This is a genomic window from Pseudidiomarina planktonica (genome assembly GCF_900177775.1).
Taxonomy (GTDB): Bacteria; Pseudomonadota; Gammaproteobacteria; order Enterobacterales; family Alteromonadaceae; genus Pseudidiomarina; species Pseudidiomarina planktonica.
In genome coordinates, this window is sequence record NZ_FXWH01000001.1 from 983,181 (window position 1) to 1,010,130 (window position 26,950).

Genomic DNA, 26,950 nt, shown 5'->3' on the forward strand with positions numbered 1-26,950 from the left:
TCATTTTTGCTTACTACTTTATTTTTGTTGCCACACCACTTTATTGAAAAGTGGTGCGGAGGGGGGGACTTGAACCCCCACGAGCTTTCGCTCACTAGCACCTGAAGCTAGCGCGTCTACCAATTCCGCCACCACCGCAACAAAATAAAATAAGGTAATATGGCTGGGGTACCAGGATTTGAACCTGGGAATGGCGGGATCAAAACCCGCTGCCTTACCGCTTGGCTATACCCCAACATAAATACCCAAAACATTCACAAAGCACAAGATTGGCTGGGGTACCAGGATTTGAACCTGGGAATGGCGGGATCAAAACCCGCTGCCTTACCGCTTGGCTATACCCCAATCCAGTATGTCGATTCAATATTGGTGCGGACGGAGAGACTTGAACTCTCACGCCGTGAGGCACTGGAACCTAAATCCAGCGTGTCTACCAATTCCACCACGTCCGCGAAAATATTGGTGGCTACGGCGGGATTCGAACCTGCGACCCCAGCATTATGAGTGCTGTGCTCTAACCAACTGAGCTACGTAGCCTGACCTTTAAAACTTGATTGTGCGCTCTGCGAGTGCGGCGCGTATTATGCAAATCAGGGTGGTTAGCGTCAACCTATTTTTCGCAAAAAAGCAGCTCTGTTGCGTTGTTTGAACAAAAAAAGACAGATTCGCTGGTTTTTTCAGCAAAACTCTATTCGTTCTTACCAAATAACAACAAATCTGCATTTTTGCGAAGGTTAGTTACCAGGGTAAATCCTCGCCGTTGCTATGTTTAAATTGCCCGGTGGTTTTCAGGCTAAGTTCATCAATGCGTTTTATAATACGTTCGGCTGCCACATCGGCACTAATGTCACCCGCATTATTAACCATGTCGGTTTGCACAAAACCCGGATGAATCATGGCAACCGCAATACCTTCATCCTTTAAATCCAGCGCTAAGGATTTGCCTGCTGCGTTTAACGCGGCTTTGGACATGCGATAGCCGTAGCGGCCACCGGAGCCATTATCGGCAATAGAACCCATACGGCTGGTGATCATAATGACCTTGCTACCTTTTTTCAGGCTGCCGTGCAGGGTGTCAGTAACATTCAGTGGTGCAATAGCGTTCACTTCATATTGAGCGCGCATAGTGGCGCTATCAATATCGCCTAAAGATTCATTGTGCAGTAAACCCGCGTTATTAATCAGGGTGTCTATTTTCCGGTCTTTCAGTTGATCTTGCAGTCTTAGCAAGTCAGCTTCGCGGGTTACATCAATGCTATCAAGAATTTCCGCGCCAGTTTCGAGCAACTCGGCTGAGGCCTGCCGGCATACCGCAATCACATGATCGCCGCGCGCACTAAATTGTTTGGCCATAGCCAGCCCGATGCCGCGGTTGGCACCGGTAATTACAACGTTCTTCTTACTCATACTTACTCCTGTAGTGGTGTTGCTTACATGCCGCCTTTGGTAAGTCGTTTCGGATCTAACAGGCGACGCAATTCGTCTTCACTTAAATCGGTATGTTCTTTGGCAACATCCAGTACCGGCCGTTTCTCTTTATAGGCCTGCTTGGCAATGTCAGCGGCTTTGTTATAACCAATAACCGGGTTTAATGCGGTAACCAGGATTGGATTTTTTGACAGCGCTTCCTCCAATCTGTCGTTGTTTACCGTAAACGAGCTGATTGCTTGCTCACCTAAGGCATGGCAACCATTAGTCAGTAGTTCCAGGCTCTGGCTTAAGTTCAGCGCAATAACCGGCAGCATCACGTTTAGCTGGAAATTACCGGATTGGGCTGCGGTAGTAATAGTGCTGTGATTACCGGTAACCTGCGCGGCAATCATAGCCACTGCCTCCGGAATTACCGGGTTTACTTTACCAGGCATAATAGAACTGCCGGGCTGCAGTGCCTGCAGGCTAATCTCGCCTAAACCTGCTAGCGGGCCACTATTCATCCAGCGCAGGTCATTACTGATTTTCAGCAAAGTGCTGGCCAGGGTAGTGAGTGTGCCCGACAACTGTAACGACAATTCCTGCCCCGCAATACCGGCAAATAAGTTATCACTGGGGCTAAATTTAAGTTCAGTAAAATCTGACAATGCGTTGCTAAAGGCCTGACTGAATTCTTCCGGGGCATTAATACCCGTGCCAATAGCGGTACCGCCCTGAGGTAGTTGCTGCAACCGCGGTTGTAACTCTTCCAGTGCAGTTAACGACAAGCTTAACTGATGCGCCCAAGTTTCAAGTTCTTGGGCCATAGTTAGCGGCATTGCATCCATTAAATGCGTGCGACCGGTTTTGGTTACATCCTGCAAATTAGCGGCTTTGTCGCGAATGGATTGAATTAATGCTTCCACGGCGGGTTTTAATTGCTGCTCAAGCGCCAGAGCACTGCTAATTTGAATGGCGGTAGGCACCACATCGTTGCTGCTTTGGCTGCGATTCACATCGTCATTCGGGTGAATATCAATCTTATTCCGTTGTGCTAAGCCCGCAATAACTTCATTCATATTCATATTGCTACTGGTGCCGGAACCGGTTTGGAACACGTCCACTGGAAAATGGTCGTGCCAACGTTCTTCGTATATTTCCAATGCGGCACGCTGAATGGCCGAGGCTTTCTCGGCGGGTAGGTCGGCATGCTCCTGGTTGGCTTGTGCGGCACAATATTTCACTAATGCCAGTGCTTTAATGAAAGCCTTCGGCATGGTCAGGCCGCTGATTTTAAAGTTGTTCACAGCGCGTTGAGTTTGCGCGCCATAGAGTGCGTCAGTGGGAACATCAATGCTTCCCATGCTGTCTTTTTCAGTACGAAAACGAGTCATGCTGTCGCTCCCTTTTGGTTGGCTTTCTCTAGTTGTATGGGGGCAGGTCAGAAAAGATCAATCTGACGGGTGTTGCCGTAGCTATATAAGTTAGCTTACTCTGTTCAGAATGACAGGAGAAAAGAAATCATGATGCGACCACTGGGAAGCTCTTTTTTGATAGGTTTGTTGGCGCTGGTAACAACCGCAGCGCACAGCGAGCCGGTGCAAGTGACGCTAACGGATGCCAATGGCCAGCCGCTTGAATTCGCGGTCATAAGTGTTCCGGGTGAGCCCGGGCGTCCGCTGGAGCAGGCGATTATGGACCAAATTGACGTGCAGTTCCGGCCGCATGTGTTAACAGTGCCGGTGGGCAGTAAGGTACTGTTCCCGAACAGCGATAATATTCGTCATCACGTTTATTCATTCTCCGAAGCAAAAACATTTGAAACCCAGCTATATGCGAACGAAGCCCGGCCAACGATTTCCTTTGATACCGCCGGGATTGTTGCGCTTGGTTGCAACATTCATGACCAAATGCGTGGCTACATTTATGTCAGCCCCCATCAGCAGAGCAATGTAACCGATGCAACTGGCCGTGCGACGGTCAATTTAAACGGCGATACCGAGTTGCTGATTTGGCACCCGTGGCTGCAGCAACAAAAACGTGAACAAATCACAGTGGCGGTAAAAGACGACCAACGCGAGCTTAGTTTGCAGGTAGATGTGAAAGCTACTGAACAAAGTGAAGAAAAACCGTCGCGTTTGCAGGAACGGTTTAATCGCAGGACAGGCAATGACGAGTAGTTTTCGCACGCGATTAATTGTGTTGTTTGCCGGCCTGGCCGGCGGTGTGCTGTTGGTGTCTTTGCTGGCGGTGTGGATTGCCACCAATAACCAATTGAATCGCACCGTTGAACGAGAGCTCACGGTAAGTGAACGCGTGTTCCTTGAGTTAGTGGAACAACGGGCAACACAGTTAGGGCAGGCCGCCAGTGTATTAGCCGACGATTTTGGCTTCCGTCAGGCGGTAGCCACCAACGATGAAGACACCATAGTGTCGGCACTGATAAATCACGGCGAACGCATTCAAACCGATTTGATGGTGCTGCAAAACGTAGCCGGGGAAGAAATAGCGTCCACCCACGATATGAGTGAGTTACCTGCACTTAATGAACTAATTGCTATGGGTAACGAGCAGGGCATTGCTATTGTTGACGAGCAAATATTTCAGTTAATTACCGTACCCGTGCGAGCACCCGATTTAATCGCATGGGTTACCTTGGGTTTTAGCATAGACGCAGAGCTAACCTCTGAATTGCAAGCACTGGCGAATGCCGATGTAACTTTCTACAGTACCGATACCAATAGTTTGTTCGTGTCCAGTTTAAGCGCCGAGCAGCAACAAGAATTTCAGACCGGCCTTAGTGAACGCCAGCAAACTCTCAGCGAATGGTTAAATAACCAGCATCTGGCCGGTCAAAAAATTAGTCTGGCCAATCTTGGCGAAGCGTCGCTATCAGTGTTGCTAAGCACCGATTTGGATGCCGCTGGCGCCGAATTTTCTCGGTTACGTCAGCAATACCTGGTAATTGCTATTGCCACTTTACTGGTAGCACTGCTGCTGGCGGTAGTTACCGCGCGTCGCATTAATGCCCCGTTAAAAACCCTGACCGAAGCGGCTGAGCAATTGCAGCGTGGCGATTACACTTCACCGATAAAAGTAGAGCGAAGCGATGAATTTGGTCACTTAGCGAATACTTTCAATGAAATGAAAGTAGCCGTAGCCGAGCGTGAACAGCGCATATCTTTTCAGGCTGATCATGACTTACTCACCGAGCTACCAAACCGGCGTTATTTTCAACGGGCGCTGGCGAAAATGTTGGACACCAACCAAAGTGGCTTTTTGGTGTTACTGAATATCAACCGGTTCCGTGAACTAAACGACAGTGTTGGCCAGCGCATTGGCGATCAGTTATTACAGTTGATTTCGCGCCGGTTGCGTGGCTGGAAAAGCAGCGACTGGTTTCTGGCCCGGTTGGCCGGTGATGAATTTTTACTGGTAAATACTGCGTCAGACCACGCCCCCGTAGTGGGTGAAATTGAAGCCTTATTAGAACTCCTGCAACAGCCGTGGTCGCTAGACGGCACCAGCTACTTACTGACGTTTAGTGCCGGTATGGTGAGCTTCCCCGAACATGGCTCTGAAACCGATAGCCTGGTGCGACGAGCCCAGATTAGCCGTGCTAAAGCGAAAGAAGACAAGCTTTCGTTGGTAATATATGAAGCCGGCATGGACGAAGTGCATATGCGCCAATTGCGTATTCTGCGTTGCTTGCCTGAAGCAGTTGAGAAAGACCAACTTGAGCTGCACTATCAGCCGAAAATGAACTGTGCAAACGGCAAAGTGAAAGGCGCAGAAGCGCTTATTCGCTGGCATCATCCTGACTTAGGATTTGTTCGCCCGGACGAATTTATTCCACTGGCGGAACAAGCTGGGGAAATTACCCGCATTACCCGTTGGGTTTGCCTGCAGGTTATTCAGCAACTGTTAGTTTGGCAGCAAGCCGGGAAGCAACTGTCGGTGTCGTTAAACTTGTCTGCGGTAGATTTAATGAGTGACGGCCTCGCCGACTTTTTAAGTCAGGCGGTGGCAAGTAGTGGCATTGAACCGCATTTACTAACGCTGGAAGTTACCGAAAGCGCCATTATGCATGACCCGGAAGCGGCTATTGCCCGGTTGCAGCGATTGCAAAGTGTTGGTTTGCGTATCTCGATTGATGACTACGGCACCGGCTATTCGTCGCTGGCGCAGTTAAAACGCTTACCGGTTAACGAGTTAAAAATCGACCGCTCCTTTATTCAGCACCTGGCCGAAAGCGAGCAGGATCGCATGATAGTACGCTCAACGCTGGCGCTGGCTCATGATTTTGGGCTACAAGCGGTAGCTGAAGGTATTGAAGAAGAGTCGGCCTGGACTATTTTAAAAGAATTTGGTTGTGACGAACTGCAGGGCTACTACTTCAGTAAGCCACTGCCGGTTGCTGAATTTACTCAGTGGCTGCTAACACAGGAAGAGGTGATTTCATCATGATAAAAACCAAGCAACTGGCTTTAACCACTGGAATTTTGGTTGTGTGCTTAGGCGCCACAGCGCCGACCTACGCCGATAACGGGCGTTTGTTAGCAACTGGTGCCGCATCTACTGTTGAGGGCACCAGTGGCGGCGGTATTGTGCCCTGGGCTACGTTGAGCAGCTATGCCAGTGAAAATCAGTGGGGCGCCACTGTGGCCCTTGGTGAAGTGCAGGTGGATGACTTTCGGTTATCGGTGCAAGGCGCTAGTTTAACTTATGGCAATCGGGTGGAAGTGTCATACGCCAATCAGGTGTTTGACTTAAAAACCATCGGCGGTGAACTTAAACAGGACATTTTCGGCCTGAAAGTGCGCGCCTTTGGAGACTTAATTTACGGTGATTTGCCGCAGGTCAGTGTCGGCTTGCAGCATAAACGCAATCGAACTTTTGAGTTACCACAAGCGGTAGGTGCCACCGATGATTCAGGAACCGATGTTTATATTAGTGCGGCCAAGGCCTGGTTAGATGGCCCGTTTCACCGAACCTGGCTGGTGAATGTAACGGCCCGCGCAACCAAAGCCAACCAGTTGGGGTTATTAGGGTTCGGTGGTGATAAAGACGACGATTACAGCATTCAGGCGGAAGCTTCAGTAGCCATGTTTATTAACCGTAAGCTGGCGGTTGGGGTAGAGTATCGGCAAAAGCCTGATAATTTAGGCTTTGCCCGTGAAGAAGATTGGTACGATGCCTTTGTTGCTTACTTCCCAACCAAGTCACTGTCTATTGTTGGGGCTTACACCGACTTGCAATCTATTGCCGGGTTGGACGACCAGGATGGCTTCTATTTGTCCCTGCAAGGTACCTTTTAAGGAGAACCAGATATGATTTTTAAAACTCGTTTAATTGCGGTTATGCTGCTAATGGGGCTGTCCGGATCCGTGCAGGCAGATGACTCTTTGTATCAGGAGCTTGGTGGCAAAGAAGGCATCAGTAATGTCATGGCTGAAATGCTGTACGAACTCGCCGGTGATGACCGCATTGCCGACCAATTTGCGGATACCGATATTGACCGTTTGCATCAAATGCTAACCGAGCAGGTATGTGAAATCAGTGGCGGGCCTTGCACTTACACTGGTGAAGACATGGTGAAAATTCACACCGGGTTGAATATTACCAACGCCGATTTTAATGCGCTGGTAGAGAATTTGATTATTGCCATGGAACGCGAAGAAATACCCACTACGGCACAGAATCGCTTGTTGAGCTTATTGGCTGACATGCATCACGAAGTGGTTGGGTTGTAAGCAGTATGGCGAAGTTTAAAATCCCGCACACGCTGGTATTAATGACCTACTTAATGCTGGCGGCTCTGGTTCTAACCTGGATTATTCCCGCCGGTAGCTTCGACAGAACTGAAAATGCTGCCGGACAAACAGTAGTGCTACAGGGCACTTTTGCAACCATAGAAGATCAGCCGGGGGTTAACCCGCTGAACTTGTTTACCGTTATTCCACGTGCGCTGGCCGATGCGCAGGGCGTGATCTTCTTTGTGTTTCTGATTGGCGGGGTGATGGGCATTATCCGTAAAACCGGCATGCTAGATGCGGTTATCGGACGCCTGTTAGAAAACTTTGCGGGTAAAACCGGCTGGCTTATTTTCGGTGGCATGCTGACCTTTGGTATTTTTTCAGCGCTCATTGGCGTAGCCGAAGAGTACCTTATCTTTGTGGCTTTGTTAGTGTCGCTGTGTCGAGCCTTAAAGCTTGATGCTATTGCAGCTATGGGTATTTTAATTGTTGGCTATGGTATTGGTTACGGGTTGTCGTTATTTAATCCGTTTACACTACTTATTGCCCAGTCTATAGCCGAAGTGCAGCCGGCATCGGGGCTCGAGTACCGCCTTATGCTGTGGGTACCTATGTTTGCCATTGGCTTTCATCATGTGTATCGCTATTCGCGGCGAGTACTGAAGAACCCGAAAAACTCGTTGTTACACGACGTGAGCGGCGCCAATGCGCCTGAGGAAGAGAAAACCTATCCAGCTCTGAATGGCCAGCATAAGATTATATTGCTGGGCTTCGTGGCTGTTTTAATTACGTTAGTGTGGGGTATTACTCAGTATGGCTGGTATTTAACCGAGCTCAGCGCGTTGTTTTTAGGGTTAGGCGTATTTGCGGCCATAGTGGGGCGGTTGTCTACTGATGACGCCGCGCGCACCTTTATTGAGGGTGCTGCCGAATTAACCGCAACCGCGTTACTCATTGGTTTTGCGCGTTCCATTGCTTTGCTGCTGGAAGACGGTCAGGTACTGGACACTGTTATTTACTATTTGTCGATGCCGGTAGAGGCGTCAGGCGCGCATTTAGGCGCCGTTATGATGCTGGTTATTCAGTCGCTGCTGAACTTCTTTATTCCGTCGGGTAGTGGTCAGGCGTTTGTAACCATGCCGATTATGGTGCCTATTGCGGACACTTCCGGGATTGGCCGTCAGGTGGCCGTATTAGCCTTTCAAATGGGTGATGGCCTGATGAATATGATAGTACCAACCAACCCAGTGTTAATGGGTATTCTGGGGCTGGCGGGTATACCTTACGATCGCTGGTTTAAGTTCGTCGCGCCCTTGTTGGTGAAGCTATTGATATTCTGCGCGGTTGCTTTGGTGATTGCGGTGAGTATTGGTTACTAAGCCATTTTTACTGAGTACTAACTAGCATAAAAAAAGCGCTCACCGGATAACCCGTGAGCGCTTTTTTGTAACTGCGTTAGAACTAAAGCAGTTTATACGTTAAAGCGGAACAGAATAACGTCGCCGTCTTTAACAATATATTCTTTACCTTCTTCACGGCGCTTGCCGGCGTCTTTCGCGCCTTGTTCACCACGGAACTCAATGTAGTCGTTAAACGCAACTACCACAGCACGAATAAAGCCTTTTTCGAAGTCCGTATGAATTTTACCAGCAGCTTGCGGTGCGGTAGCGCCTACCGGAATAGTCCAGGCACGCACTTCTTTCACGCCAGCAGTGAAGTAGGTTTGCAAGTTCAGCAATTCATAACCACCGCGAATAACGCGGTTCAAGCCAGGCTCAGTTAAGCCCAGGTCAGCCATGAATTCTTCTCGCTCGCTGTCATCAAGCTCAGCAATTTCGGCTTCGATTTCTGCACACACAGGTACCACAATAGCGTTCTCGGTAGAGGCTATTTCGCGAACCTTGTCCAGGTAAGGATTGTTTTCAAAGCCATCGTCATTCACGTTGGCAATATACATGGTTGGCTTCAAGGTCAGCAGGTTGTACGAGCGAATAGTCGCACGTTCATCCGGGGTAAGCGTTACGGAGCGAGCCATGTGGCCTTCTTCCAACGCTGGTTGCAGCTTTTCCAGTACTTTAATTTCAGCCGCTGCTTGTTTGTCACCACCTTTGGCTTTTTTGCCCAGGCGATGCAGTGATTTCTCAACGCTGTCTAAATCGGCTAACGCCAATTCAGTATTGATAGTGTCAATGTCTTCAGCCGGGTCAACTTTACCGGCAACGTGCACAATATTGTCGTTTTCAAAACAACGAACAACGTGACCAATAGCATCGGTTTCACGAATGTTTGCCAGGAACTGGTTACCCAGACCTTCACCCTTCGAGGCGCCTTTTACCAGGCCGGCAATGTCCACAAATTCCATGCTGGTTGGTACGATGCGCTGCGGGTTAACAATGTCAGCTAACTGTTGTAAGCGTTCGTCAGGAACAGGAACCACACCCGTATTAGGTTCAATGGTGCAAAATGGAAAGTTTGCCGCTTCAATACCGGCCTTGGTTAAGGCGTTGAAGAGGGTAGATTTGCCAACGTTGGGTAAGCCTACGATGCCACATTTGAATCCCATACTATTACTCTCTTGTTAGTTCTGTCAGGTGGTTGCCTTGAAGCTATGCAGGCGCTGTTGTGCGGCGGTTAAGCCGTCTTTGAATAACAGGTCAATACTACGGCAAGCTTCATCAATAGTGCTGTCGAGTAATTCTTGTTCGGCAGCAGGTGCTTTACCCAGTACAAAACCTGTTACTTTTGATTTGTGCCCCGGGTGCCCAATACCAATGCGTAAGCGCATAAAGTCAGGCGTTCCCAAACAGGCGATAGTACTCTTAATACCATTGTGACCACCCGCGCCACCACCGAGTTTAAATTTGGCAGTTCCTGGCGGTAAATCCAGTTCGTCGTATGCCACTAACACTTCTGCCGGCTCAATTTTATAAAAATTAGCCATGGCTGCGATAGCTTTGCCGCTATTGTTCATGAAGGTTGTAGGAACGAGTAACCGAACATCCAGCGCACCTTGTTGAATGCGTGCCGTCAGGCCATAAAACTTGGTTTCTGGGGTTAGGGTAAGTTGGTATTGCCGTGCTAGTTCGTTAACCAGCCAGGCGCCAGCATTGTGCCGGGTTGAAGCGTAGTCGGGGCCTGGATTTCCCAGGCCCACGATCAAACGAGGTGTTGTCATAACAACACTTATTCGCCGTCTTTCTCTTCTTTATCTGAACCTTTGTCAGAAGCAGCAGGTACGTCGCCAGCATCAACTTCTTCGTCAGTTTCAGTTTCGTCTTCTTCTTTTTGCAGACGTGGTGCAACAATAGACACAACCGCTTGGTCGTGGTCTTCACCTTTGTGCAATTCCATCAGCTCAACGCCTTTCGGTAATTGCAGGTCGGTTAAGTGCAGGTTTTCACCTAACGCTAAGTTAGCTACGTCAACTTCCAGGTATTCTGGTAAGTCTTTCGGCAAACACTCAACTTCAACGTCGTTCAGGTGATGCACAACAACACCGCCTTCGTCTTTCACGCCTTTCGCAGTTTCTTCATTTAAGAAGTGCAATGGAATGTGCGTGTGTAACTTCTGACCTTTTTCTACACGTTGGAAGTCAAGGTGAGTCAGTTTTGGCTTGTAAGGGTGACGTTGGATGTCTTTCAAAATAGCCTGGTGCTTCTTACCATCAATGATCAGAGTCAGGATGTGTGAGTAGAAGCCTTCGTAATCAGCCATGTTGTTAACTTTGTTATGATCCAAAGTCAGCGCTACCGCTTCTTTCTTACCGCCATATAAAATCGCAGGCACTTTTTCCGCACGACGCAGGCGGCGGCTCGCACCTTTCCCTGAATCGGTACGCAGTTCTGCGTGAATATCGTATTCGAATGTAGACATAATAATAGTCTCTCAAGTAGTGAAATAGTGTGTTCGTTATTCGCGACCAAATACCGAACATGAACCTCGTTATTCGAGGGCGCGGAATAGTAGCATTTAAAGTAGGGTAAAGGCAATGGAATAAGCGGGGTTGTGAAGAAAATCCAGCGCCATCAAAAAAGCCCGCAAGCGGGCTTTTTATGTGTTTGCATAAATACCTGAGTAGTTTAGGTATTAATATTCAAACATGGCCGAAATAGATTCTTCGTTACTAACCCGACGTAGTGCTTCAGAAAGCATGCCACTTAAGGTTAACTGGTGCACTTTCGGACAAGCTTTCATATCCGGGTGCAGTGGTATGCTGTCGGTTACAACTACTTGGTCGATATCTGAATTGGTAATATTTTTCACCGCATCGCCAGAGAATACCGGATGCGTGGCGTAAGCAAAAACGCGCTTGGCACCGTGTTCTTTCAGCGCTGCTGCGGCTTTACACAAGGTGCCGCCGGTATCAATCATGTCATCTACGATAATGCAGTCACGACCCTGAACATCACCAATTATATGCATAACCTGTGATTCATTGGCTTGCGGACGACGTTTATCAATAATGGCTAAATCAATGTCGTTCAGCAGTTTGGCAATGGCGCGTGCGCGCACAACACCACCAATATCTGGTGATACCACAACTGGGTTGTCATAATTCTGCTGACGCATGTGCTCAAGTAATACTGGGCTGCCGAATACGTTGTCTACTGGCACGTCGAAAAAGCCCTGAATTTGTTCAGCGTGCAAATCAACGGTTAGTACGCGGTCAACGCCCACACTTGATAAGAAGTCGGCGACTACTTTCGAGGTGATTGGTACCCGTGCTGAGCGAACCCGGCGATCCTGGCGGGCATAACCAAAGTATGGAATAACTGCCGTAATACGGCCAGCAGAGGCGCGTCGCAGTGCATCAACCATAACAATAAGTTCCATCAGGTTGTCATTGGTAGGGGCGCAGGTTGACTGAATAATAAAAACGTCTGATCCACGTACGTTTTCGTTAATCATGACATTGATTTCGCCGTCGCTGAAGCGACCAACTTCGGCCTCTCCTAACTTGATATACAGGCGGTCGGCAATTTTTCGGGCAAGTTCTGGCGTGGCGTTGCCAGCGAATAGCTTCATGTCAGGCACACTAAACCTCGGGTCTGGTTGTGGGTTTGCTCTGCATGGCCAGTTCTAATTCAGAACCGACCGGAGACTGATTTAAGCCGCGAGCAACGAACCCATTCCAGTTTGGAGGGAGTTGCGTTAAGGCTTGCATGGCTTCAGTTTGGCTGGTGAAACAACCGAACACACAGGCACCTGTGCCGGTTAACCGAGCCGGAGCGTATTCTAGCAACCACGCGATAGCCTTGGCAACTTCGGGGTGAAGTTTACTGACCAGTTGCTGACAATCATTACGGGTGTTGTGCAGGTTCCAGTCGTGCAACTGCAGTGCTTTGGTTTGCCGCGGCAGTTGTGGATGTTGGAACACTTCCGCTGTACTTACATGCACTTGCGGGTGAATAACTAAATACCAGTAGGGCTCTGGGTTCACCGGCTGTAAGCGCTCGCCAATACCTTCAGCAAAAGCGGCCTGGCCAAATAAAAATACCGGAACGTCGGCACCAAGCGCTAAACCCAGTTCGGCCACTTCAGCGTCACTAATAGCTAACTGCCACAGTTGACGTAGCGCAAGCAAGGTTGAAGCCGCATCAGACGAACCGCCGCCCAGGCCACCACCCATTGGAATACGTTTTTCCAATCGAATAGCCACTCCGGGTAAGGGCTGGTTATGCCATTGTTGCAGTGCCCGTGCAGCTTTATAGATTAAATTATCCGTTGGGGCGACGTCGGCAGGGCTATCCAGCAAGCGGATTTCATTCACAGTAGGCGTTAAGCTGAAATGCAGCGTATCGCTGAAATCCAGAAACTGAAACACGGTTTGCAGTTCGTGGTAACCGTTGTCGCGGCGGCCCAGAATATGGAGGAATAAATTAAGTTTTGCAGGCGCAGAAACTGTTAGTTGAGCGGCGTCCATGTTGAAATCCTTAGCCTGACTAAATATTCATTCGAAGTAAGCTCTACTTGGTGTGGTAACAATACATTCTTTTCGTTTAACTGCACCGATTCATAAGTCAGAAACTTCACCTGCCATTGTTGTAGGTCGGCTGCTACCACAAAGTCAGCAACTGTCCCGTCGGCTAAATAGCGAATTTGTTCACTACTGGCAGGTAAGGCGCCAATAACGGTTTGCTGCAACAACTTCACCGGCAGCGGTAAATTTAGCCGCTGCTCAAGCAAGGTAGTAATGTCGCTCGCCCACAATGGTTCTTCACCATCACGTTGCAGCACAGCGCCGCTGGGGTCAGCTGTTAAGGTAGCCAGCGTGCCTTTTAACGGATGCGAGAAGCGTAACTGAGTTGCGTTGGGTTGATGTTGCCAGCGCAAATATACGGCGTGGCGTTCATCTATTTTGCGCTCAAACACCGCAATTTGCCCGTCTAACTGCCATGCGGTCAAAGTTGCCAGTTGTGCCTGGTGCGCCCGCGCTTGTGCCGAAGCTGTGGCGGTGGTGTTGCGATCTGGTGGTGCACTGGCACAGCCAGCAACCACAGCGCAAATAACACTTATAAGTAGAATTCGTAGCATGAGTTAGTAACGTATTCCCTGTAATAGACCCGCCATAGACTACCCGTTGTTGCGGCCGAGGTGAAGTAATAAGCATGCGGCTGACACTGCGTGAATGCTTTTCTTAACCTGAGCTTTGACGTACAATTAGCGCCGTTTTCTTGTCTGTACAGGCTGTTCAATCACGCATTTATGACTATCTTTGCCGTTGGCGTTAACCATACTACTGCTTCTGTTGACCTGCGTGAGCGCATTGCGTTCACCCCGGAGCAACTGGAATTAGCTCTGCCGGCGCTGCAGCAGCTTGGCGGTGTCAACGAGGCGGTGATTGTGTCTACCTGCAATCGCACTGAGGTTTACTATCAGGGCGATGCCTCAACAGATCTCATTTTAGGATGGATGGCCGGCTATCATCGGCTGTCGCTGGAACAGCTTCGTCAGCACGTGTATGCCCTGAGCGATGAGCAAGCTATTGGTCACCTAATGAAAGTGGCCAGTGGGCTAGACTCACTAGTGCTGGGCGAGCCACAAATTCTGGGTCAGGTGAAGCAAGCTTATCAGTTTGCCAAACGCCATGCCGCGCTGGGCGGTATTCTTGAACGTTTATTTCAAAAAACCTTTGGCGTGGCCAAAACCGTTCGCACTGAAACCGGTGTTGGTCAAAACGCCGTGTCGGTGGCTTTTGCTGCGGTAAATCTGGCCCGTCACATTTTTGCCGATTTAGGCAAAGCGAACGTACTGCTGGTGGGTGCCGGCGACACGGCTGAACTAGCCGCTCAGCATTTGCGCGAGCAAGGTATTGAACGACTCATGGTAGCCAACCGAACGCTGCAACGAGCACAGGATTTAGCGCAGAAGTTTGCCGGCGAAGCTCATGGTTTGGCGGAATTGCCTGAGTTGCTCTATCAGGCTGATATTGTAATTAGCTCTACTGCCAGTACTTTACCTATTATTGGTAAGGGCCTGGTGGAAACCGCATTGAAGAAGCGCAAGCACCGGCCCATGCTATTTATTGATTTGGCCGTGCCGCGTGATATAGAAGAACAAGTGAATGAGCTCGACGACGCTTACTTGTATACGGTGGATGATTTACAGGGAATTATTACCGAAAATATTCGCAACCGTGAGCAAGCAGCTGCCGAGGGCGAGCAAATTATTGCCGGGCAAACCGCAAGCTTCATGAGCTGGTTACGGTCGCTGAACAACGTGGACATGATCCGCGATTATCGCAGCTACAACCAAAGCCTGATTGATGAGCAGCTCAGTAAAGCCATGGCTCAATTAGAGGCTGGTAAAGAGCCTGCGGACGCATTGCGGGAATTTGCCACTAAACTAACTAAACAGCTATTGCATGAGCCAACTCAGGCCATGCGTAAAGCCGGTGCGGAAGGCGACATTGCGGCATTGGCCGCGTACCAGAAACTTTATAAGCAACAATCAGAATAAGGTTACAGATTCGGTATGAATCCATCGATTGAACGCAAGCTGGAAGGATTATTAGAACGCTATCAGGAAGTGCAGCACCTGTTGGGTGATGCCAGCGTCATTCAGGATCAAAACAGATTCCGGGCGCTGTCGCGTGAATACTCTCAATTGGAAGAGGTAGCGGCCTGCTTTACTCGCTTTCAACAAGCGCAAGAGAACGCCGAAGCTGCGCGTGAAATGCTACAGGAAGACGATGCTGAAATGCGGGCTATGGCGGAAGACGAACTCGCTGGTGCTGAACAGGAGCAGGAAGAGCTAACGTCACAGTTACAAATTTTACTGTTGCCCAAAGACCCGAACGATGACCGCGCTTGCTATGTTGAAATTCGCGCCGGTGCGGGTGGCGATGAAGCCGCTATTTTTGCTGGTGATTTATTCCGTATGTATAGCCGCTATGCAGAAAACCGTGGCTGGCGCGTGGAAATAGTCAGCTCCAGCGATGGCGAGCACGGCGGCTACAAAGAAATTATTGCTCATGTGAGCGGCCAGGGTGCTTATGGGCGCATGAAGTTTGAATCGGGCGGACACCGGGTGCAGCGGGTTCCTGAAACTGAATCACAAGGGCGCGTACATACGTCGGCCTGTACCGTAGCTGTGCTTCCTGAAGTTCCGGAAGCTGAAGCTATTGAAATTAACCCGGCTGACTTGCGTGTTGATACGTATCGCGCGTCGGGTGCTGGTGGTCAGCACGTGAATAAAACTGATTCGGCGATTCGTATTACCCACGTACCCAGCGGCATTATTGTTGAATGTCAGGATGAACGCTCACAGCATAAAAACCGCGCCAAGGCGATGTCGGTACTGCAGGCTCGTTTGCAACAGCAGCAGGATGACAAGCGTGAAGCTGAAGAACAAAGCACGCGACGTAACTTAGTGGGTAGCGGCGATCGTTCTGAGCGAATCCGAACTTACAACTACCCGCAGTCACGGGTAAGTGACCATCGCATTAACTTAACTTTATATCGCTTAGACGAAGTGTTGGCCGGGTCACTGGACCTCATTCTGGAAGCCATTATTCAGGAACATCAGGCTGACCAATTGGCAGCGCTGTCTGAGAATTAATCTGAACCGAGTGTGTATTTGACGGAAAATGACATCAGCATAGCTGAGTTGCTCGAGCATGCGAGCCAGCAGTTACAAAGCTCAGGAAGTGCCAGGCTAGATGCCGAGGTACTACTGGGCTTTGTGCTGAAAAAAAGCCGCACCCAGTTACGCACCTGGCCGGAAAAAATAGTAACCGCTGACGAGCAGGAGCAGTTTTTTAACCTGCTGGAACAGCGCAAGGCAGGTCATCCGGTTGCGCATCTTACCGGCGAACGTGAGTTCTGGTCGTTACCCCTGCAAGTAAACAACAGCACCCTCATTCCTCGGCCGGACACTGAAACTTTGGTGGCCGCAGCGCTTGACTTGCAACTTCCAGAACAAGCCGAAGTGCTGGATTTAGGCACAGGAACAGGTGCTATTGCACTGGCGATAAAATCTGAACGCCACCACTTTCAAGTAACCGCTGTTGATAAGTCTGCTGCTGCGGTAGCGCTGGCGAAAGAGAATAGTGCCCGCCTGCAATTGCCAATTACCGTACTGGAAAGTAATTGGTTTAGTGCGCTGGAAGCGGAAGCACGGTTTGATTTGATTGTGTCGAACCCACCTTATATTGACGCTGAGGATGAGCATTTAAGCCGTGGTGATGTGCGTTTCGAACCGCATAGCGCCTTGGTTGCCCAGGCGTCCGGGCTGGCCGATATTCAGGCAATTATTGACTTGTCTCAGCACTATTTAAAGCCCGCTGGCTGGCTGGCAATTGAGCATGGCTGGCAGCAGGCAGAAGCGGTGCGCGATCTTTTCATCAAAAAAGGTTACAAAAACGTTAGTAGTCTGGCAGATTATGCTAATGTTGATCGTGTGACTATAGGGCGATTTTCCACAGCGCACTAACCACTTACACCAATCGGCGAGTGGGTAAACAGCGCTTTAAAACGCTGTCGGTTAGTTGCCGATGATTGTGGTAGAGGAGTGTACCGAGATCATGAACAATCCGTATATGTTTGCCGATGAACCGGCAGTACAGGCAAAAAAACTGCCTGAAGACTACTGGAAAGTTCTCATTGTAGATGATGAACCTGAAGTGCATGCTGTTACCAAACTTGCCTTAAGCGACTTTAGTTTTCTGGGGCGCGGGCTAAAGTTTTACAGTGCTTATTCTGGTGAAGAAGCGCGGGAGTTAGTGAACGAACACCCTGATGCTGCCATTGTTCTCTTAGATGTGGTGATGGAAACCGATGATGCCGGTTTACAAGTTGCCCGCTACATTCGTGAAGAAGTACACAACAGATTCCCCCGTATTATTTTGCGTACCGGCCAGCCAGGTCAGGCTCCCGAGCGCACCGTTATTATTAATTACGATATTAACGACTATAAATCGAAAACCGAATTAACCGCCCAGAAGCTCTTTACCACGGTGATGTCCTCGCTACGTTCTTATCGCGACATTATGTCTATTGATCAGAGCCGGCAGGGGCTTGAAAAAGTTATTGCTGCAGCAACCAATTTGTATGCATTGCAGAGCATGGAAAGCTTTGTCGATGGCTTAGTGCAGCAATTAAGTTGGGTATTAGGTGGTGCGCGAGAAACTTTTTATGCGGTAGCAGACAGAACTGGCCGTAGTGACAAATTTGAAGTGAAGGCGGCTTATGGTCGCGACTCCGATGAGGCATTGGGGCAGGCTATCCGCTCGGTGTTACCGCGCGATGCATTGGCTGAAGTGGATCAGGTAGTGCGGGCACAAAGCGTTTACTATGGTGAAGATTTTGCCCTGGCTTATTGCCGCAGCAATTCTCAGCCGCAGGGGGCCTTGCTGTTTTTACGTGGTTTTTCAAGAACGCTTACCGAAGACGACAAGCATTTATTACAGCTGTTTGCTGAAAACGTTCAAGTGGCGCACGACAATGTGATTAGTTGGCAAGACGCCGATCGCTTCCTGGCAACCATGGCCGACGAGTGGATGACCGAGTTAAGCGGTGGTGAATCAGCCAGAGCTAGTAATCCGGTTGCTTCGTTGGCACACCAATTGAGCGAAGGCGTTAAGCATAAAGATACTACGCATGTGATGGCGGCAACCCGGCTGTATCATCAGGCGGAGGGTATGTTTCAACAGCTACAGCAAGAAAATACTGCGGCTACTATCGCAATTTGTCAGCAACGTATTAACCGCTCGTTGCGCGCTTTATCCGAAAGTAAGCACCCGGCTACGCAAATGGCCTATTTGGCCTTGCGTGAACGGTCTGAACGCTGGGACGGCATGGGTTTGCCAAGCGGTAAGGAAGGCGCCCAAATTGCCATGACCAGCCAAATTATTCAGTTGGCCGGATTACTGGGGAACTGGTTGCAACAAGAGTTGGGCGAAGACGCAATTCTCGCGCGACTGGATTCAGAGCGGGGGCGTTACTTTGCACCTGAGTTGCTTGACTATATTCAATCTCACTTTGCCGACTTGGCAACTACTTATAAAAAACAACAGGGCTAACTAAGCATGTACATGATGTTCAAACACCTCCACCTCACTTTTATTGCCATAAGTGTGATATTATTCGTGGTTCGTTTTATTTGGCGTTTGCGCAATTCGCCCAAGCTGCAGCAGAAATGGGTGAAAGTTGTTCCGCATGTGAATGACACCTTGTTACTTATTAGTGCCATTATGCTGATGATGCAGATTAACCAGTATCCATTCCAAACCCCCTGGGTTACCGACAAGCTAATTGGTTTGATTGGTTATATTCTGGCGGGTCTGGTAGCACTAAAAGCCACCACCAAAGTTTGGCAAATCGCCGGTTTTGTAGTGGCAATTGGCTGGCTGGGTTTTCTGTTTCACGTGGCGCTTAGTAAGCAGTCACTGATATTCGGTTAACAGGCCGCAAACAAAGCCGTTTTGTATAAAGAATCATGGAGTTTCATGGGTTTTTCCTATCTTGAAGATGTTGAGCAGGAAGTACTGCCAACCATAGAAATTATGTGGGAAATCAGCCGGGTTTTTCATAGTGACAGCGATCACTATGTGGCTGATTTTTATAAAATGATTGGCCAACTGGCTGAACGTTATCAAGATCAAGCTCCGGCTGAGAGGCTGCTTAGCATTTGCGACGCCTTTTATCTGGAACTGGGCTTTACCGATGCTCCGGAGCCTGTTGCCGGCAGTCGCCGCATTCTTATCGATCGGGTTATATCACTACGTACCGGCTTACCGGTAACCTTGGCATTCTTGCTTCAGGAAGCCGCCAGTTATGCCGGTTTACAACTCGATATTGTGGACTTCCCAGGCTACCCATTATTGCGTTTTGACGACAACCAGCAGAGTTTGTTTATTGACCCCATTAACGGTGAAGTCATGGCAGACGACTTATTGCAGCTGCGCTTTGAAGACATGACCGACGACAGTGAAACCTTCTCGTGGGAAATGGTTGAAGCGACGCCGCAAAAAGCGGTGCTGGTGCGTTATTTAAGTGAACTGAAGCACGCTTTTATTAACGATGAAGATTTTGAACAGGCGCTTATAGTAGTGGAAATGCTACTGACAGTATTACCTGATGACCCTTACGAAATACGTGATCGTGGCTATGTGTTTGAAGAGCTGGACTGTCAGCACATTGCAGTTGACGATTACCAGTATTTTGTCGAACAATGCCCCGATGACCCCAGTGCACAATTGTTGCGCCTACAGCTTGAAGGCTGGGCAGCACCACAACGTGTATTGCATTAATAGTAAAAACAACAATAACTAAAAGCGGGCAAACGCCCATGGAGTAGAAGCCGTGGAAACAACACCTCTCATCACCAATGACGGCATTATTTTTGGTCTTCTTGCTGTTATTCTTGGCGCGATTTTTTACACCAGCCATAGCTCGCACCCAGTCTGGCAAAAAGTATATAAATTCGTTCCGGCGCTACTGTTCTGCTACTTCATACCTTCACTGTTAAACACTTTTGGTATTGTCGATGGCAATGCCACCAGCGTTTACCCGCTGGCCATGAACTACTTACTACCAGCTTGTTTAGTGTTGCTCACCTTAAGCCTGGATTTTAAATCTATTCTGCGGCTTGGCCCCAAAGCACTGATTCTGTTTTTAACAGGTACGCTGGGTATTGTCATTGGCGGGCCCATTGCTCTACTGATTGTTTCCGCTATTTTCCCGGAAATATTAAATAACGCTGGCCCGAACGATGTTTGGCGCGGCATGACTACTATTGCCGGTAGCTGGATTGGTGGCGGTGCTAACCAGGCCGCCATGAAAGAAGTATATGAAGTAGGCGGCGAAATTTTCTCGGCCATGGTGACCGTAGATATTATTGTGGCCAACTTATGGATGGCCGTGCTGCTGTATATGGCAGCCAACAGCAAACGCATTGATACCCGCACCGGTGCCGATGTGAGCGCTATTGAAAATATTAAGCAGCGCATGGAAACCTACGAAGCTGAGCATCGTCGTGAAAGCTCGCTACGCGACGTGGTGCTGATTATGGCGGTAGCTTTTGGCGTGGCTGCTATTGGTCACTGGGGCGCGCAGGTTATAGTGCCCTGGATTAGTGCTAATGCACCGGGCCTGGCTAACTTCAGTCTGGATAAGAGCTTCTTCTGGCTTATTGTTATTGCCACTACCATAGGTATAGCGCTGTCCTTTACGCCGGTGCGCCGCTTAGAAGGGGTAGGGGCATCGAAGTTTGGCTCGCTGTTTGTGTATATTCTGGTAGCAGCTATTGGCTTGCACATGGACGTTACCGCTATTATGGACGTACCTAAGTACTTCTTAATTGGTGCCATTTGGATGGCAGTTCATGCTGGTCTGATTTTGTTAGTAGCTAAGCTGCTGCGCGCCCCGGTATTTTATATGGCGGTGGCCAGTCAGGCGAACGTTGGCGGTGCAGCTTCTGCACCAGTGGTAGCATCAGCATTCCATCCGTCACTGGCACCTGTAGGTGTGTTGTTGGCGGTACTGGGTTATGCTGTGGGCACCTACATGGCTTATTTATGTGGTCAGATTCTGCGCGTCATTGCAGCTTAAGAATGAAGCTTAAGAATGAAGCTTAAGAGTGCAGCTTAAACGCCCGGTTTCTTATCGTAAGTAAAAAGGATTAAACCAGTGATAAACACGCAAGTAATTCAAGTTGGCGACGTGAAAGTGGGAAATGCACTACCATTCGCTCTGTTCGGTGGAATGAATGTGCTGGAGTCTCGTGATCTTGCCATGAAGGTTGCCGAGCATTACTGCAACGTAACCCAAAAGCTTGGTATTCCTTTCGTGTTTAAAGCGTCTTTTGACAAAGCCAATCGCTCGTCTATTAATTCTTACCGCGGGCCGGGAATGGAAGCGGGCTTGCGCATTTTTGAAGAAATTAAAAACACCTTCAAAGTGCCACTTATTACTGATGTTCACGAACCGCATCAGGCCGCTCCTGTAGCTGAAGTAGTAGATATTATTCAGTTACCGGCATTTCTGGCGCGGCAAACAGATCTGGTAGTAGCTATGGCTAAAACCGATGCGGTTATTAACGTGAAAAAGCCCCAGTTTCTGGCACCGCACGAAATGCGTCATATCATTAAGAAGTTTGCTGAAGCGGGTAACCAGAAAGTCATTTTGTGTGAGCGCGGCTCCAGCTTTGGCTATAACAACCTGGTGGTTGATATGCTGGGTATGGACGACATGAAGCGCATGGCGCCGGTGATGTTTGATGCCACTCATGCACTGCAGCGTCCGGGTGGGCGTGCAGATTCAGCTGACGGCCGCCGCGCGCAAGCCGCCGAGCTGGCTCGTTCAGGTTTAGCGCTAGGTTTGGCGGGCTTATTTATTGAAGCGCACCCGAACCCTGATGAAGCGCTGTGCGACGGTCCTTGTGCGTTGCCGCTGTCAAAATTGGAACAGTATCTGGAACAAATGAAGGCGGTGGACGAGTTAATTAAGAGCCTGAAACCACTGGATACCAGCGCTACTTAACTTATTCATTTTGCTAACGGTTTTATTCTGGCGCAAGCGCTTGCGCCAATCCCGTCCATACGATAAATTAAACACATGTTTAAAATTGGTGTTTAGGTATGGCCGCGAGAATCTCAACAAAAGACAAAATACTAAATGCAGCGGAAGCTTTGTTCGCCGAACATGGCTTTGAGCAAACCTCGCTGCGTCAAATTACTGCGGATGCCAACGTCAACCTGGCTTCGGTAAACTATCATTTTGGCTCAAAAAAAGCGTTAATTCAGGCGGTTATAGCACGCTATTCCAGTCTGTTTATGCCGGCTTTAGATGCCAAACTGAAACAACTGCAGTCTCATCCTCAAATTTCTACCCGGGAAGTTTTTGATTGTTTTCGTGAACCATTACGCGAGTTGGTTCATATCAATAAACGTGGTCCGGCTATTTATTTAAGCCTGCTCGGGTATGCCTACGCAGAAATTCAAGGCCACTTGCGCCGCTTTACCATGCAGGAATACGGTGATGTGATTTTGCGGCTGGTAACTTTGCTGCATGCGGCAAACCCGCAATTAACCGCCGAAGACGTATTTTGGCGGCTCCATTTCGTGCTGGGAGCGACAGTGTTTGCGCAAGTGTCCAGCCAGGCTTTGCAGGAAATAGCCAAAGCCGATTTCAATTCGGATGTTAGCGCCGAAGATATCATCGACAAACTCATTCCTTTTATTGCGGGCGGGTTAGACGCTCCGCATGAAAACGAAATTTAAGCTACATTTAACTTAGGTTTACTAGGTTCTGGAGAACACCATGGAAATTATTATTCTACTGCTGGTTGCAGTAATAGTTGTTCTGGCAGTGGGCGATATTCGCCGCAGCCTAATAACGCGACCTTTCTTTAAGGTTTTTAAGCGTATTCTACCGCCTATGTCTACGACTGAGCGCGAAGCTATGCAAGCCGGCGACGTATGGTGGGATGCTGAACTATTTAGTGGTCGTCCGGACTGGGAAACCTTACATAAAGTTCCGGTGCCAACCTTCAGCAAAGAAGAACAACACTTTATTGATAACCAGTTAGAAACCCTAATGGGCATGCTGGACGATTTTGATATTGTGCAGGAACGTCACGATCTGCCGGAAGAAGTGTGGAACTACATTCGCAAAGAAAAATTCTTCGCCATGATTATTGGCAAAGAATACGGTGGTTTAGAATTCAGTGCCGCTGCGAACTCGCACATTGTGTCGCGTATTGCCACCCGATCTATCAGTGCTGCGGTAACCGTTATGGTGCCGAACTCACTAGGTCCGGGCGAATTACTGACTGAATATGGTACCAAAGAGCAAAAAGACCGTTGGTTACCAACTCTGGCCGACGGCACTGATATTCCATGTTTTGCTTTAACAGGTCCGGAAGCGGGTTCTGATGCGGGTGCTATTCCGGATTCAGGCGTTATTTGCAAAGGTAAGCACGAAGGCAAAGAAGTGGTTGGTATTCGTCTGAACTGGGACAAGCGTTACATTACGCTGGCTCCAGTAGCCACCGTACTGGGTCTGGCATTTAAGCTGTATGATCCGGACCAGTTAATTGGTGACAAAAAAGAGCTGGGTATTACCTGCGCGCTTATTCCTACCAGCCATGATGGTGTTGAAACTGGCGAGCGTCACTTCCCGTTGAACCAGGCCTTTATGAACGGTACTACCCGCGGTAAAGACGTATTCATTCCGCTGGACTGGATTATTGGTGGTGTGGATTACGCCGGTAAAGGCTGGCGGATGCTGGTTGAATGTTTGTCAGCCGGTCGCGGTATCTCATTACCCGCGGTTGCTGCGGCAACTGGCCACCTGTCACAACGTATGACTGGCGCTTATGCTTATGTGCGTCAGCAGTTCGGATTGCCAATTGGTAAATTTGAGGGCGTGCAGGAAGCCATGGGCTTCATTGGTGGTCAAAACTACATTATTGAGTCTATGCGTCGCCTTACCGTTGCCGCTTTGTGCGAAGGTAAAAGCCCATCGGTAGTAACGGCCATGACTAAGTATCACATGACGGAAATGGGCCGTGACGTAATGGACGCAGCCATGGACGTTCACGCCGGTAAAGGTATTCAGCTAGGTCCGAAGAACTACCTTGGCCATGGTTACATGGGCGTACCGGTTTCTATTACGGTAGAGGGCGCGAACATTCTAACCCGTAACCTGATGATATTTGGTCAGGGCGCCACCCGTTGCCATCCCTATGTTCTGAAAGAAATGGACGCTGCGGCTAATCCTGATGAAGAAGAAGGATTGCGTGAGTTCGATTCCTTGTTAGTGAAGCATGTTGGCTTTGCTGCCGGTAACTTTTTTATGTCGCTACTGATGGGGCTTACTGGGGCACGCTTTAACAAGAGCCCGGTAAGTGGTCCAACTGCGCGTTACTATCAACAACTGTCGCGCGTAAGCCGTAACCTGGCCTTAGTGGCTGATATGTCAATGCTTAGCTTAGGTGGTGATTTGAAGCGTAAGGAAATGATTTCTGCCCGCTTAGGCGATGTGTTGAGCCACCTGTATATGGCGTCGGCGGTACTGAAGCGTTACGAAGACGATGGTCGTCAGGCTGCTGACTTACCTTACGTGCAGTATGCCATTGAACATCATTTGCATAAGTGTGGTGAGGCATTTAGGGGCGTGTTTACTAACTTCCCGAATCGCTTTATTGCCTGGACCATGCGTCTGGTGACTTATCCGTTTGGTATTCATTTTCACAAAGCGTCAGACGACGTGCTGCAGGCTATTAGCGACAGCATGATGGTAGCTGGTGTGGCTCGAGATCGTCACACTTTCCTGTGCTATTGGAAAGACGATGCCAACGACGCAACCGGGCATATGGAAAAAGCCTTTTTAGCCATGCTTGAGCACGAAGATTTGTACAAGAGCCTACGCAAAGCTGAGAAACGTGGTGACATTGCGCCAGACTTGCATGGTGATGCGCTGGCAGATGCGGCGTTGGAAGCTAAGCTGATTGATAAGAAAACCGCTGACGCGCTGCGCGAAACCGAAGCACTGCGCATGGGTGCCATTGCGGTAGACAGCTTCAAAGGCGATGCGCTTAGCAAAGGTGAGTTTGATGTAGTAGATGCGGTACGTCCGCCGGCACCAGCGAAAAAGCCAGCGGCGAAAGCTTCGGCAGCTAAAAAACCGGCTGCTAGTTCGTCAGCTGCAAGCTCTTCTGCCACTAAGAAACCGGCAGCGAAAAAGCCTGCGGCGAAGAAAACCGCAAGCAAATCTGCAACGACTAAGAAATCGACTGACGATTAATACTCGGTGCGCCACTTCTCAATGAGCAGAGGTGGCCGCTTAGTCTGCGAGTCAGAAAGTGTGTCAGCCTGCTCTGCGGGCTGCTGTTTTTCTGCCAGCCCAGCTACGGCACTACCACTTGCCGGGCAACTTCCAGTACTAATATACTCGTTTGCTGCGCCTTGCAGCGGATCCAGCGGGTTACCCCAGTCTGCCACAATGGCGTCTTGTACAGGACAATTTGGTGCTAAGCCGAAGTAGTAACGACCCTGACCCAACGCATTTACCGTTTCAAAATTCACCACAAAGGTGCGTTTGTCACACAACTGGGTAACCGATTGGCCAACCGGCTTACCGCAGGTGGTTTCGCCAATAGCCACCACTTCTACAAACGGCCGTAGCGAATTGATCAGTATTTCAGACGACGAACAGCTAGCTCCGGTAGTTAATACAAACACCCGGTCTAAATCGAGCTGCTGCACGCCATCTACCAGATTGAACAAGCTGGTTTGGTTGCGATTCTGATTGTTACTATTGAAGTTGTAGGTAACAAACACATTACCCAATACGTTGTTACCTGCAGCCTGGCTGGCCAACTGATTGGCATAGTTAATTAAGCCACCGCCGTTGTAGCGCACATCAATAATTAAGTCGTCTACGTTGGCGGCTGCCATAATGTCGTAAGCTTCGTTCAAATCTTCGCCGGTACGCTCAATAAAGCTGTCTAGCACAAAGTAGCCAACCATGCGGTCGTCAACCGAGTAAACTGTGGGTGCAAACACCGTATTGGTTTCTACGTTGTCTTTGGTTACCTGTGCGCTTTGCGTGGTGCCGTTAGGGCTACGCCATTCCAGTGCTACCGTGGTGCCCACGGTACTGGGGCCCAAGGCCTCGTTCAGGCGGTTTTCTGCAATCAGAGTACTTACCGGCTCACCAGCAACACTGATTAGCTCGTCGGCGCGTTGCAAGCCGGCCTGGGCAGCAGGAGAGTCGTTGTACACGTAGCGCATGAATACGCGGTTGTCGTCGGTTATGGCGCTGGAAAAACCAAAGCCAGCAAAAGAAGCATCAACAAAACGTGCCTGGTATTCAGCTTCACTCAGTAAAAAACTGTATCTGTCTTCAGGCACGCGAATGTTGGCCAGCATGGCATAAACATCGGGGTAGTCGGCTACATCAATGTCGGCAGGCAAGTCGTCGGCCCAAAAATAGTCTTCGTACATGTAGTCCAGCAGTAACTCTTTTTGCCCCTGCACGCTGCACACGCCCGCACCGCCGCCAGGTGTTGGAGCTACTTCGTCACCACCGCAGGCAGCAAGCAAAATACTACTAACCACAACAGCCACCCGGCTGGCGCGGTGTGCAAAAGGTTTTAGGGCAGGTACTGGCATGGCGGATCTCACAAGTTAACAGGCTGTTAATGAATGATTCTAGCAGAACTTAGCCATTGTTAGTCCAGCACAAATTTTTCTCGGGTGACGAACGCGCGCAAATTTGGCAAACTGCATGCCGTTTCGTGTTCCCGAACACTGTTTTTAACTGCCAAAGAAGAGCGTG

At 49.3% G+C, this 26,950-nt stretch carries 24 protein-coding genes and 5 tRNA genes; 15 read left to right on the top strand and 14 right to left on the bottom strand.

Annotated features, from left to right (window positions below):
* Positions 1-51: 51 nt before the first annotated feature.
* The 7 genes from CCE91_RS04590 to CCE91_RS04620 all read right to left on the bottom strand — a co-directional run bounded on the left by CCE91_RS04590 (position 52) and on the right by CCE91_RS04620 (position 2,804).
* Positions 52-138, bottom strand: a tRNA-Leu gene (locus CCE91_RS04590).
* Positions 139-160: 22 nt separating this feature from the next.
* Positions 161-235, bottom strand: a tRNA-Gln gene (locus CCE91_RS04595).
* Positions 236-270: 35 nt separating this feature from the next.
* A tRNA-Gln gene (locus CCE91_RS04600) sits at positions 271-345 on the bottom strand.
* A gap of 22 nt (positions 346-367) precedes the next feature.
* Positions 368-452: transfer RNA gene (locus CCE91_RS04605), tRNA-Leu, on the bottom strand.
* An 8-nt stretch (positions 453-460) separates the two neighbouring features.
* Positions 461-537: transfer RNA gene (locus CCE91_RS04610), tRNA-Met, on the bottom strand.
* A gap of 201 nt (positions 538-738) precedes the next feature.
* Positions 739-1,407 (bottom strand): SDR family oxidoreductase, encoded by a 669-nt coding sequence (locus tag CCE91_RS04615; protein WP_086434062.1) that lies wholly within the window; start codon positions 1,405-1,407, stop codon positions 739-741.
* A 23-nt stretch (positions 1,408-1,430) separates the two neighbouring features.
* Positions 1,431-2,804: a class II fumarate hydratase gene (locus tag CCE91_RS04620; RefSeq protein ID WP_086434063.1), complete on the bottom strand. Its 1,374-nt coding sequence runs from the start codon at positions 2,802-2,804 to the stop codon at positions 1,431-1,433.
* A gap of 129 nt (positions 2,805-2,933) precedes the next feature.
* Between CCE91_RS04620 and CCE91_RS04625 the strand changes: the two genes are divergently transcribed.
* The 5 genes from CCE91_RS04625 to CCE91_RS04645 are packed head-to-tail and all read left to right on the top strand — an operon-like array spanning position 2,934 to position 8,545.
* Positions 2,934-3,590 (top strand): methylamine utilization protein, encoded by a 657-nt coding sequence (locus CCE91_RS04625; RefSeq protein WP_086434064.1) that lies wholly within the window; start codon positions 2,934-2,936, stop codon positions 3,588-3,590.
* Positions 3,580-5,877, top strand: a complete 2,298-nt coding sequence (locus CCE91_RS04630; RefSeq protein WP_086434065.1) for a putative bifunctional diguanylate cyclase/phosphodiesterase — start codon at positions 3,580-3,582, stop codon at positions 5,875-5,877. The genes CCE91_RS04625 and CCE91_RS04630 overlap by 11 nt, the downstream gene beginning before the upstream one ends.
* The gene (locus CCE91_RS04635; protein WP_086434066.1) at positions 5,874-6,728 is read left to right on the top strand and encodes a DUF3034 family protein; all 855 of its coding nucleotides are present in this window, start codon (positions 5,874-5,876) and stop codon (positions 6,726-6,728) included. The genes CCE91_RS04630 and CCE91_RS04635 overlap by 4 nt, the downstream gene beginning before the upstream one ends.
* A 12-nt stretch (positions 6,729-6,740) precedes the next feature.
* Entirely contained in the window at positions 6,741-7,163 is a 423-nt protein-coding gene (locus CCE91_RS04640; protein WP_198677986.1) for a group I truncated hemoglobin, read from the top strand.
* A gap of 5 nt (positions 7,164-7,168) precedes the next feature.
* Positions 7,169-8,545 carry a YfcC family protein gene (locus CCE91_RS04645; protein WP_086434067.1) on the top strand — a complete coding sequence of 459 codons (1,377 nt, stop codon included), beginning with the start codon at positions 7,169-7,171 and terminating at the stop codon, positions 8,543-8,545.
* A gap of 92 nt (positions 8,546-8,637) precedes the next feature.
* Here the strand turns inward: CCE91_RS04645 and ychF are convergent, their stop codons facing one another.
* The 6 genes from ychF to lolB form a co-directional block, all read right to left on the bottom strand.
* Positions 8,638-9,729, bottom strand: a complete 1,092-nt coding sequence (ychF, locus tag CCE91_RS04650) for a redox-regulated ATPase YchF (protein WP_086434068.1) — start codon at positions 9,727-9,729, stop codon at positions 8,638-8,640.
* A 24-nt stretch (positions 9,730-9,753) separates the two neighbouring features.
* Complete coding sequence (gene pth, locus CCE91_RS04655) at positions 9,754-10,341, bottom strand: aminoacyl-tRNA hydrolase (RefSeq protein ID WP_086434069.1); 588 nt, start codon at positions 10,339-10,341, stop codon at positions 9,754-9,756.
* An 8-nt stretch (positions 10,342-10,349) separates the two neighbouring features.
* Positions 10,350-11,039 (bottom strand): 50S ribosomal protein L25/general stress protein Ctc, encoded by a 690-nt coding sequence (locus CCE91_RS04660; protein ID WP_086434070.1) that lies wholly within the window; start codon positions 11,037-11,039, stop codon positions 10,350-10,352.
* Positions 11,040-11,252: 213 nt separating this feature from the next.
* Positions 11,253-12,200 carry a ribose-phosphate pyrophosphokinase gene (locus CCE91_RS04665; protein WP_126797151.1) on the bottom strand — a complete coding sequence of 316 codons (948 nt, stop codon included), beginning with the start codon at positions 12,198-12,200 and terminating at the stop codon, positions 11,253-11,255.
* Between the two features lies 1 nt (position 12,201).
* Positions 12,202-13,089: a 4-(cytidine 5'-diphospho)-2-C-methyl-D-erythritol kinase gene (ispE, locus tag CCE91_RS04670; protein WP_086434071.1), complete on the bottom strand. Its 888-nt coding sequence runs from the start codon at positions 13,087-13,089 to the stop codon at positions 12,202-12,204.
* Entirely contained in the window at positions 13,071-13,700 is a 630-nt protein-coding gene (gene lolB / locus CCE91_RS04675) for a lipoprotein insertase outer membrane protein LolB (protein ID WP_086434072.1), read from the bottom strand. Before lolB ends, ispE begins: the two co-directional genes overlap by 19 nt.
* A 171-nt stretch (positions 13,701-13,871) precedes the next feature.
* Here lolB and hemA point away from each other — a divergent pair, with 171 nt between their 5' ends.
* The 10 genes from hemA (at position 13,872) to CCE91_RS04725 (ending at position 25,414) form a co-directional block, all read left to right on the top strand.
* Positions 13,872-15,125 (top strand): glutamyl-tRNA reductase, encoded by a 1,254-nt coding sequence (hemA, locus tag CCE91_RS04680; RefSeq protein WP_086434073.1) that lies wholly within the window; start codon positions 13,872-13,874, stop codon positions 15,123-15,125.
* Positions 15,126-15,140: 15 nt separating this feature from the next.
* The gene (gene prfA / locus CCE91_RS04685) at positions 15,141-16,226 is read left to right on the top strand and encodes a peptide chain release factor 1 (protein WP_086434074.1); all 1,086 of its coding nucleotides are present in this window, start codon (positions 15,141-15,143) and stop codon (positions 16,224-16,226) included.
* 18 nt (positions 16,227-16,244) lie between these two features.
* On the top strand, positions 16,245-17,099 hold the full coding sequence (prmC, locus tag CCE91_RS04690) for a peptide chain release factor N(5)-glutamine methyltransferase (RefSeq protein ID WP_234996259.1): 855 nt from the start codon (positions 16,245-16,247) through the stop codon (positions 17,097-17,099).
* 91 nt (positions 17,100-17,190) lie between these two features.
* Positions 17,191-18,687 (top strand): DUF3369 domain-containing protein, encoded by a 1,497-nt coding sequence (locus CCE91_RS04695; protein ID WP_086434075.1) that lies wholly within the window; start codon positions 17,191-17,193, stop codon positions 18,685-18,687.
* A 15-nt stretch (positions 18,688-18,702) separates the two neighbouring features.
* Positions 18,703-19,068: a SirB2 family protein gene (locus tag CCE91_RS04700; protein ID WP_327078326.1), complete on the top strand. Its 366-nt coding sequence runs from the start codon at positions 18,703-18,705 to the stop codon at positions 19,066-19,068.
* Positions 19,069-19,113: 45 nt separating this feature from the next.
* Positions 19,114-19,917: a SirB1 family protein gene (locus tag CCE91_RS04705; RefSeq protein WP_086434077.1), complete on the top strand. Its 804-nt coding sequence runs from the start codon at positions 19,114-19,116 to the stop codon at positions 19,915-19,917.
* A gap of 52 nt (positions 19,918-19,969) precedes the next feature.
* Positions 19,970-21,217, top strand: a complete 1,248-nt coding sequence (locus CCE91_RS04710; protein ID WP_086434078.1) for a DUF819 family protein — start codon at positions 19,970-19,972, stop codon at positions 21,215-21,217.
* 81 nt (positions 21,218-21,298) lie between these two features.
* Positions 21,299-22,147, top strand: coding sequence for a 3-deoxy-8-phosphooctulonate synthase (gene kdsA, locus CCE91_RS04715; protein WP_086434831.1), 849 nt, complete (start codon positions 21,299-21,301; stop codon positions 22,145-22,147).
* 98 nt (positions 22,148-22,245) lie between these two features.
* Positions 22,246-22,887, top strand: coding sequence for a TetR/AcrR family transcriptional regulator (locus CCE91_RS04720; RefSeq protein WP_086434079.1), 642 nt, complete (start codon positions 22,246-22,248; stop codon positions 22,885-22,887).
* A 40-nt stretch (positions 22,888-22,927) separates the two neighbouring features.
* On the top strand, positions 22,928-25,414 hold the full coding sequence (locus tag CCE91_RS04725; RefSeq protein ID WP_086434080.1) for an acyl-CoA dehydrogenase: 2,487 nt from the start codon (positions 22,928-22,930) through the stop codon (positions 25,412-25,414).
* Here the strand turns inward: CCE91_RS04725 and CCE91_RS04730 are convergent.
* Complete coding sequence (locus CCE91_RS04730) at positions 25,411-26,784, bottom strand: S41 family peptidase (protein ID WP_086434081.1); 1,374 nt, start codon at positions 26,782-26,784, stop codon at positions 25,411-25,413. The two genes, CCE91_RS04725 and CCE91_RS04730, sit on opposite strands and share 4 nt — an antisense overlap.
* Between the last annotated feature and the right edge of the window lie 166 nt (positions 26,785-26,950).

What these genes read in the sequence shown, in the direction of transcription:
- CCE91_RS04725 (WP_086434080.1), top strand. Translation starts at nt 22,928, where the DNA reads ATGGAAATTATTATTCTACTGCTGGTTGCAGTAATAGTTGTTCTGGCA.
- pth (WP_086434069.1), bottom strand. Translation starts at nt 10,341, where the DNA reads ATGACAACACCTCGTTTGATCGTGGGCCTGGGAAATCCAGGCCCCGAC.
- hemA (WP_086434073.1), top strand. Translation starts at nt 13,872, where the DNA reads ATGACTATCTTTGCCGTTGGCGTTAACCATACTACTGCTTCTGTTGAC.
- CCE91_RS04705 (WP_086434077.1), top strand. Translation starts at nt 19,114, where the DNA reads ATGGGTTTTTCCTATCTTGAAGATGTTGAGCAGGAAGTACTGCCAACC.
- CCE91_RS04615 (WP_086434062.1), bottom strand. Translation starts at nt 1,407, where the DNA reads ATGAGTAAGAAGAACGTTGTAATTACCGGTGCCAACCGCGGCATCGGG.
- CCE91_RS04695 (WP_086434075.1), top strand. Translation starts at nt 17,191, where the DNA reads ATGAACAATCCGTATATGTTTGCCGATGAACCGGCAGTACAGGCAAAA.
- CCE91_RS04730 (WP_086434081.1), bottom strand. Translation starts at nt 26,784, where the DNA reads ATGCCAGTACCTGCCCTAAAACCTTTTGCACACCGCGCCAGCCGGGTG.
- CCE91_RS04645 (WP_086434067.1), top strand. Translation starts at nt 7,169, where the DNA reads ATGGCGAAGTTTAAAATCCCGCACACGCTGGTATTAATGACCTACTTA.
- CCE91_RS04630 (WP_086434065.1), top strand. Translation starts at nt 3,580, where the DNA reads ATGACGAGTAGTTTTCGCACGCGATTAATTGTGTTGTTTGCCGGCCTG.
- CCE91_RS04640 (WP_198677986.1), top strand. Translation starts at nt 6,741, where the DNA reads ATGATTTTTAAAACTCGTTTAATTGCGGTTATGCTGCTAATGGGGCTG.
- CCE91_RS04625 (WP_086434064.1), top strand. Translation starts at nt 2,934, where the DNA reads ATGATGCGACCACTGGGAAGCTCTTTTTTGATAGGTTTGTTGGCGCTG.
- CCE91_RS04720 (WP_086434079.1), top strand. Translation starts at nt 22,246, where the DNA reads ATGGCCGCGAGAATCTCAACAAAAGACAAAATACTAAATGCAGCGGAA.
- lolB (WP_086434072.1), bottom strand. Translation starts at nt 13,700, where the DNA reads ATGCTACGAATTCTACTTATAAGTGTTATTTGCGCTGTGGTTGCTGGC.
- CCE91_RS04660 (WP_086434070.1), bottom strand. Translation starts at nt 11,039, where the DNA reads ATGTCTACATTCGAATACGATATTCACGCAGAACTGCGTACCGATTCA.
- CCE91_RS04635 (WP_086434066.1), top strand. Translation starts at nt 5,874, where the DNA reads ATGATAAAAACCAAGCAACTGGCTTTAACCACTGGAATTTTGGTTGTG.
- CCE91_RS04700 (WP_327078326.1), top strand. Translation starts at nt 18,703, where the DNA reads ATGTTCAAACACCTCCACCTCACTTTTATTGCCATAAGTGTGATATTA.
- prfA (WP_086434074.1), top strand. Translation starts at nt 15,141, where the DNA reads ATGAATCCATCGATTGAACGCAAGCTGGAAGGATTATTAGAACGCTAT.
- ychF (WP_086434068.1), bottom strand. Translation starts at nt 9,729, where the DNA reads ATGGGATTCAAATGTGGCATCGTAGGCTTACCCAACGTTGGCAAATCT.
- CCE91_RS04620 (WP_086434063.1), bottom strand. Translation starts at nt 2,804, where the DNA reads ATGACTCGTTTTCGTACTGAAAAAGACAGCATGGGAAGCATTGATGTT.
- ispE (WP_086434071.1), bottom strand. Translation starts at nt 13,089, where the DNA reads ATGGACGCCGCTCAACTAACAGTTTCTGCGCCTGCAAAACTTAATTTA.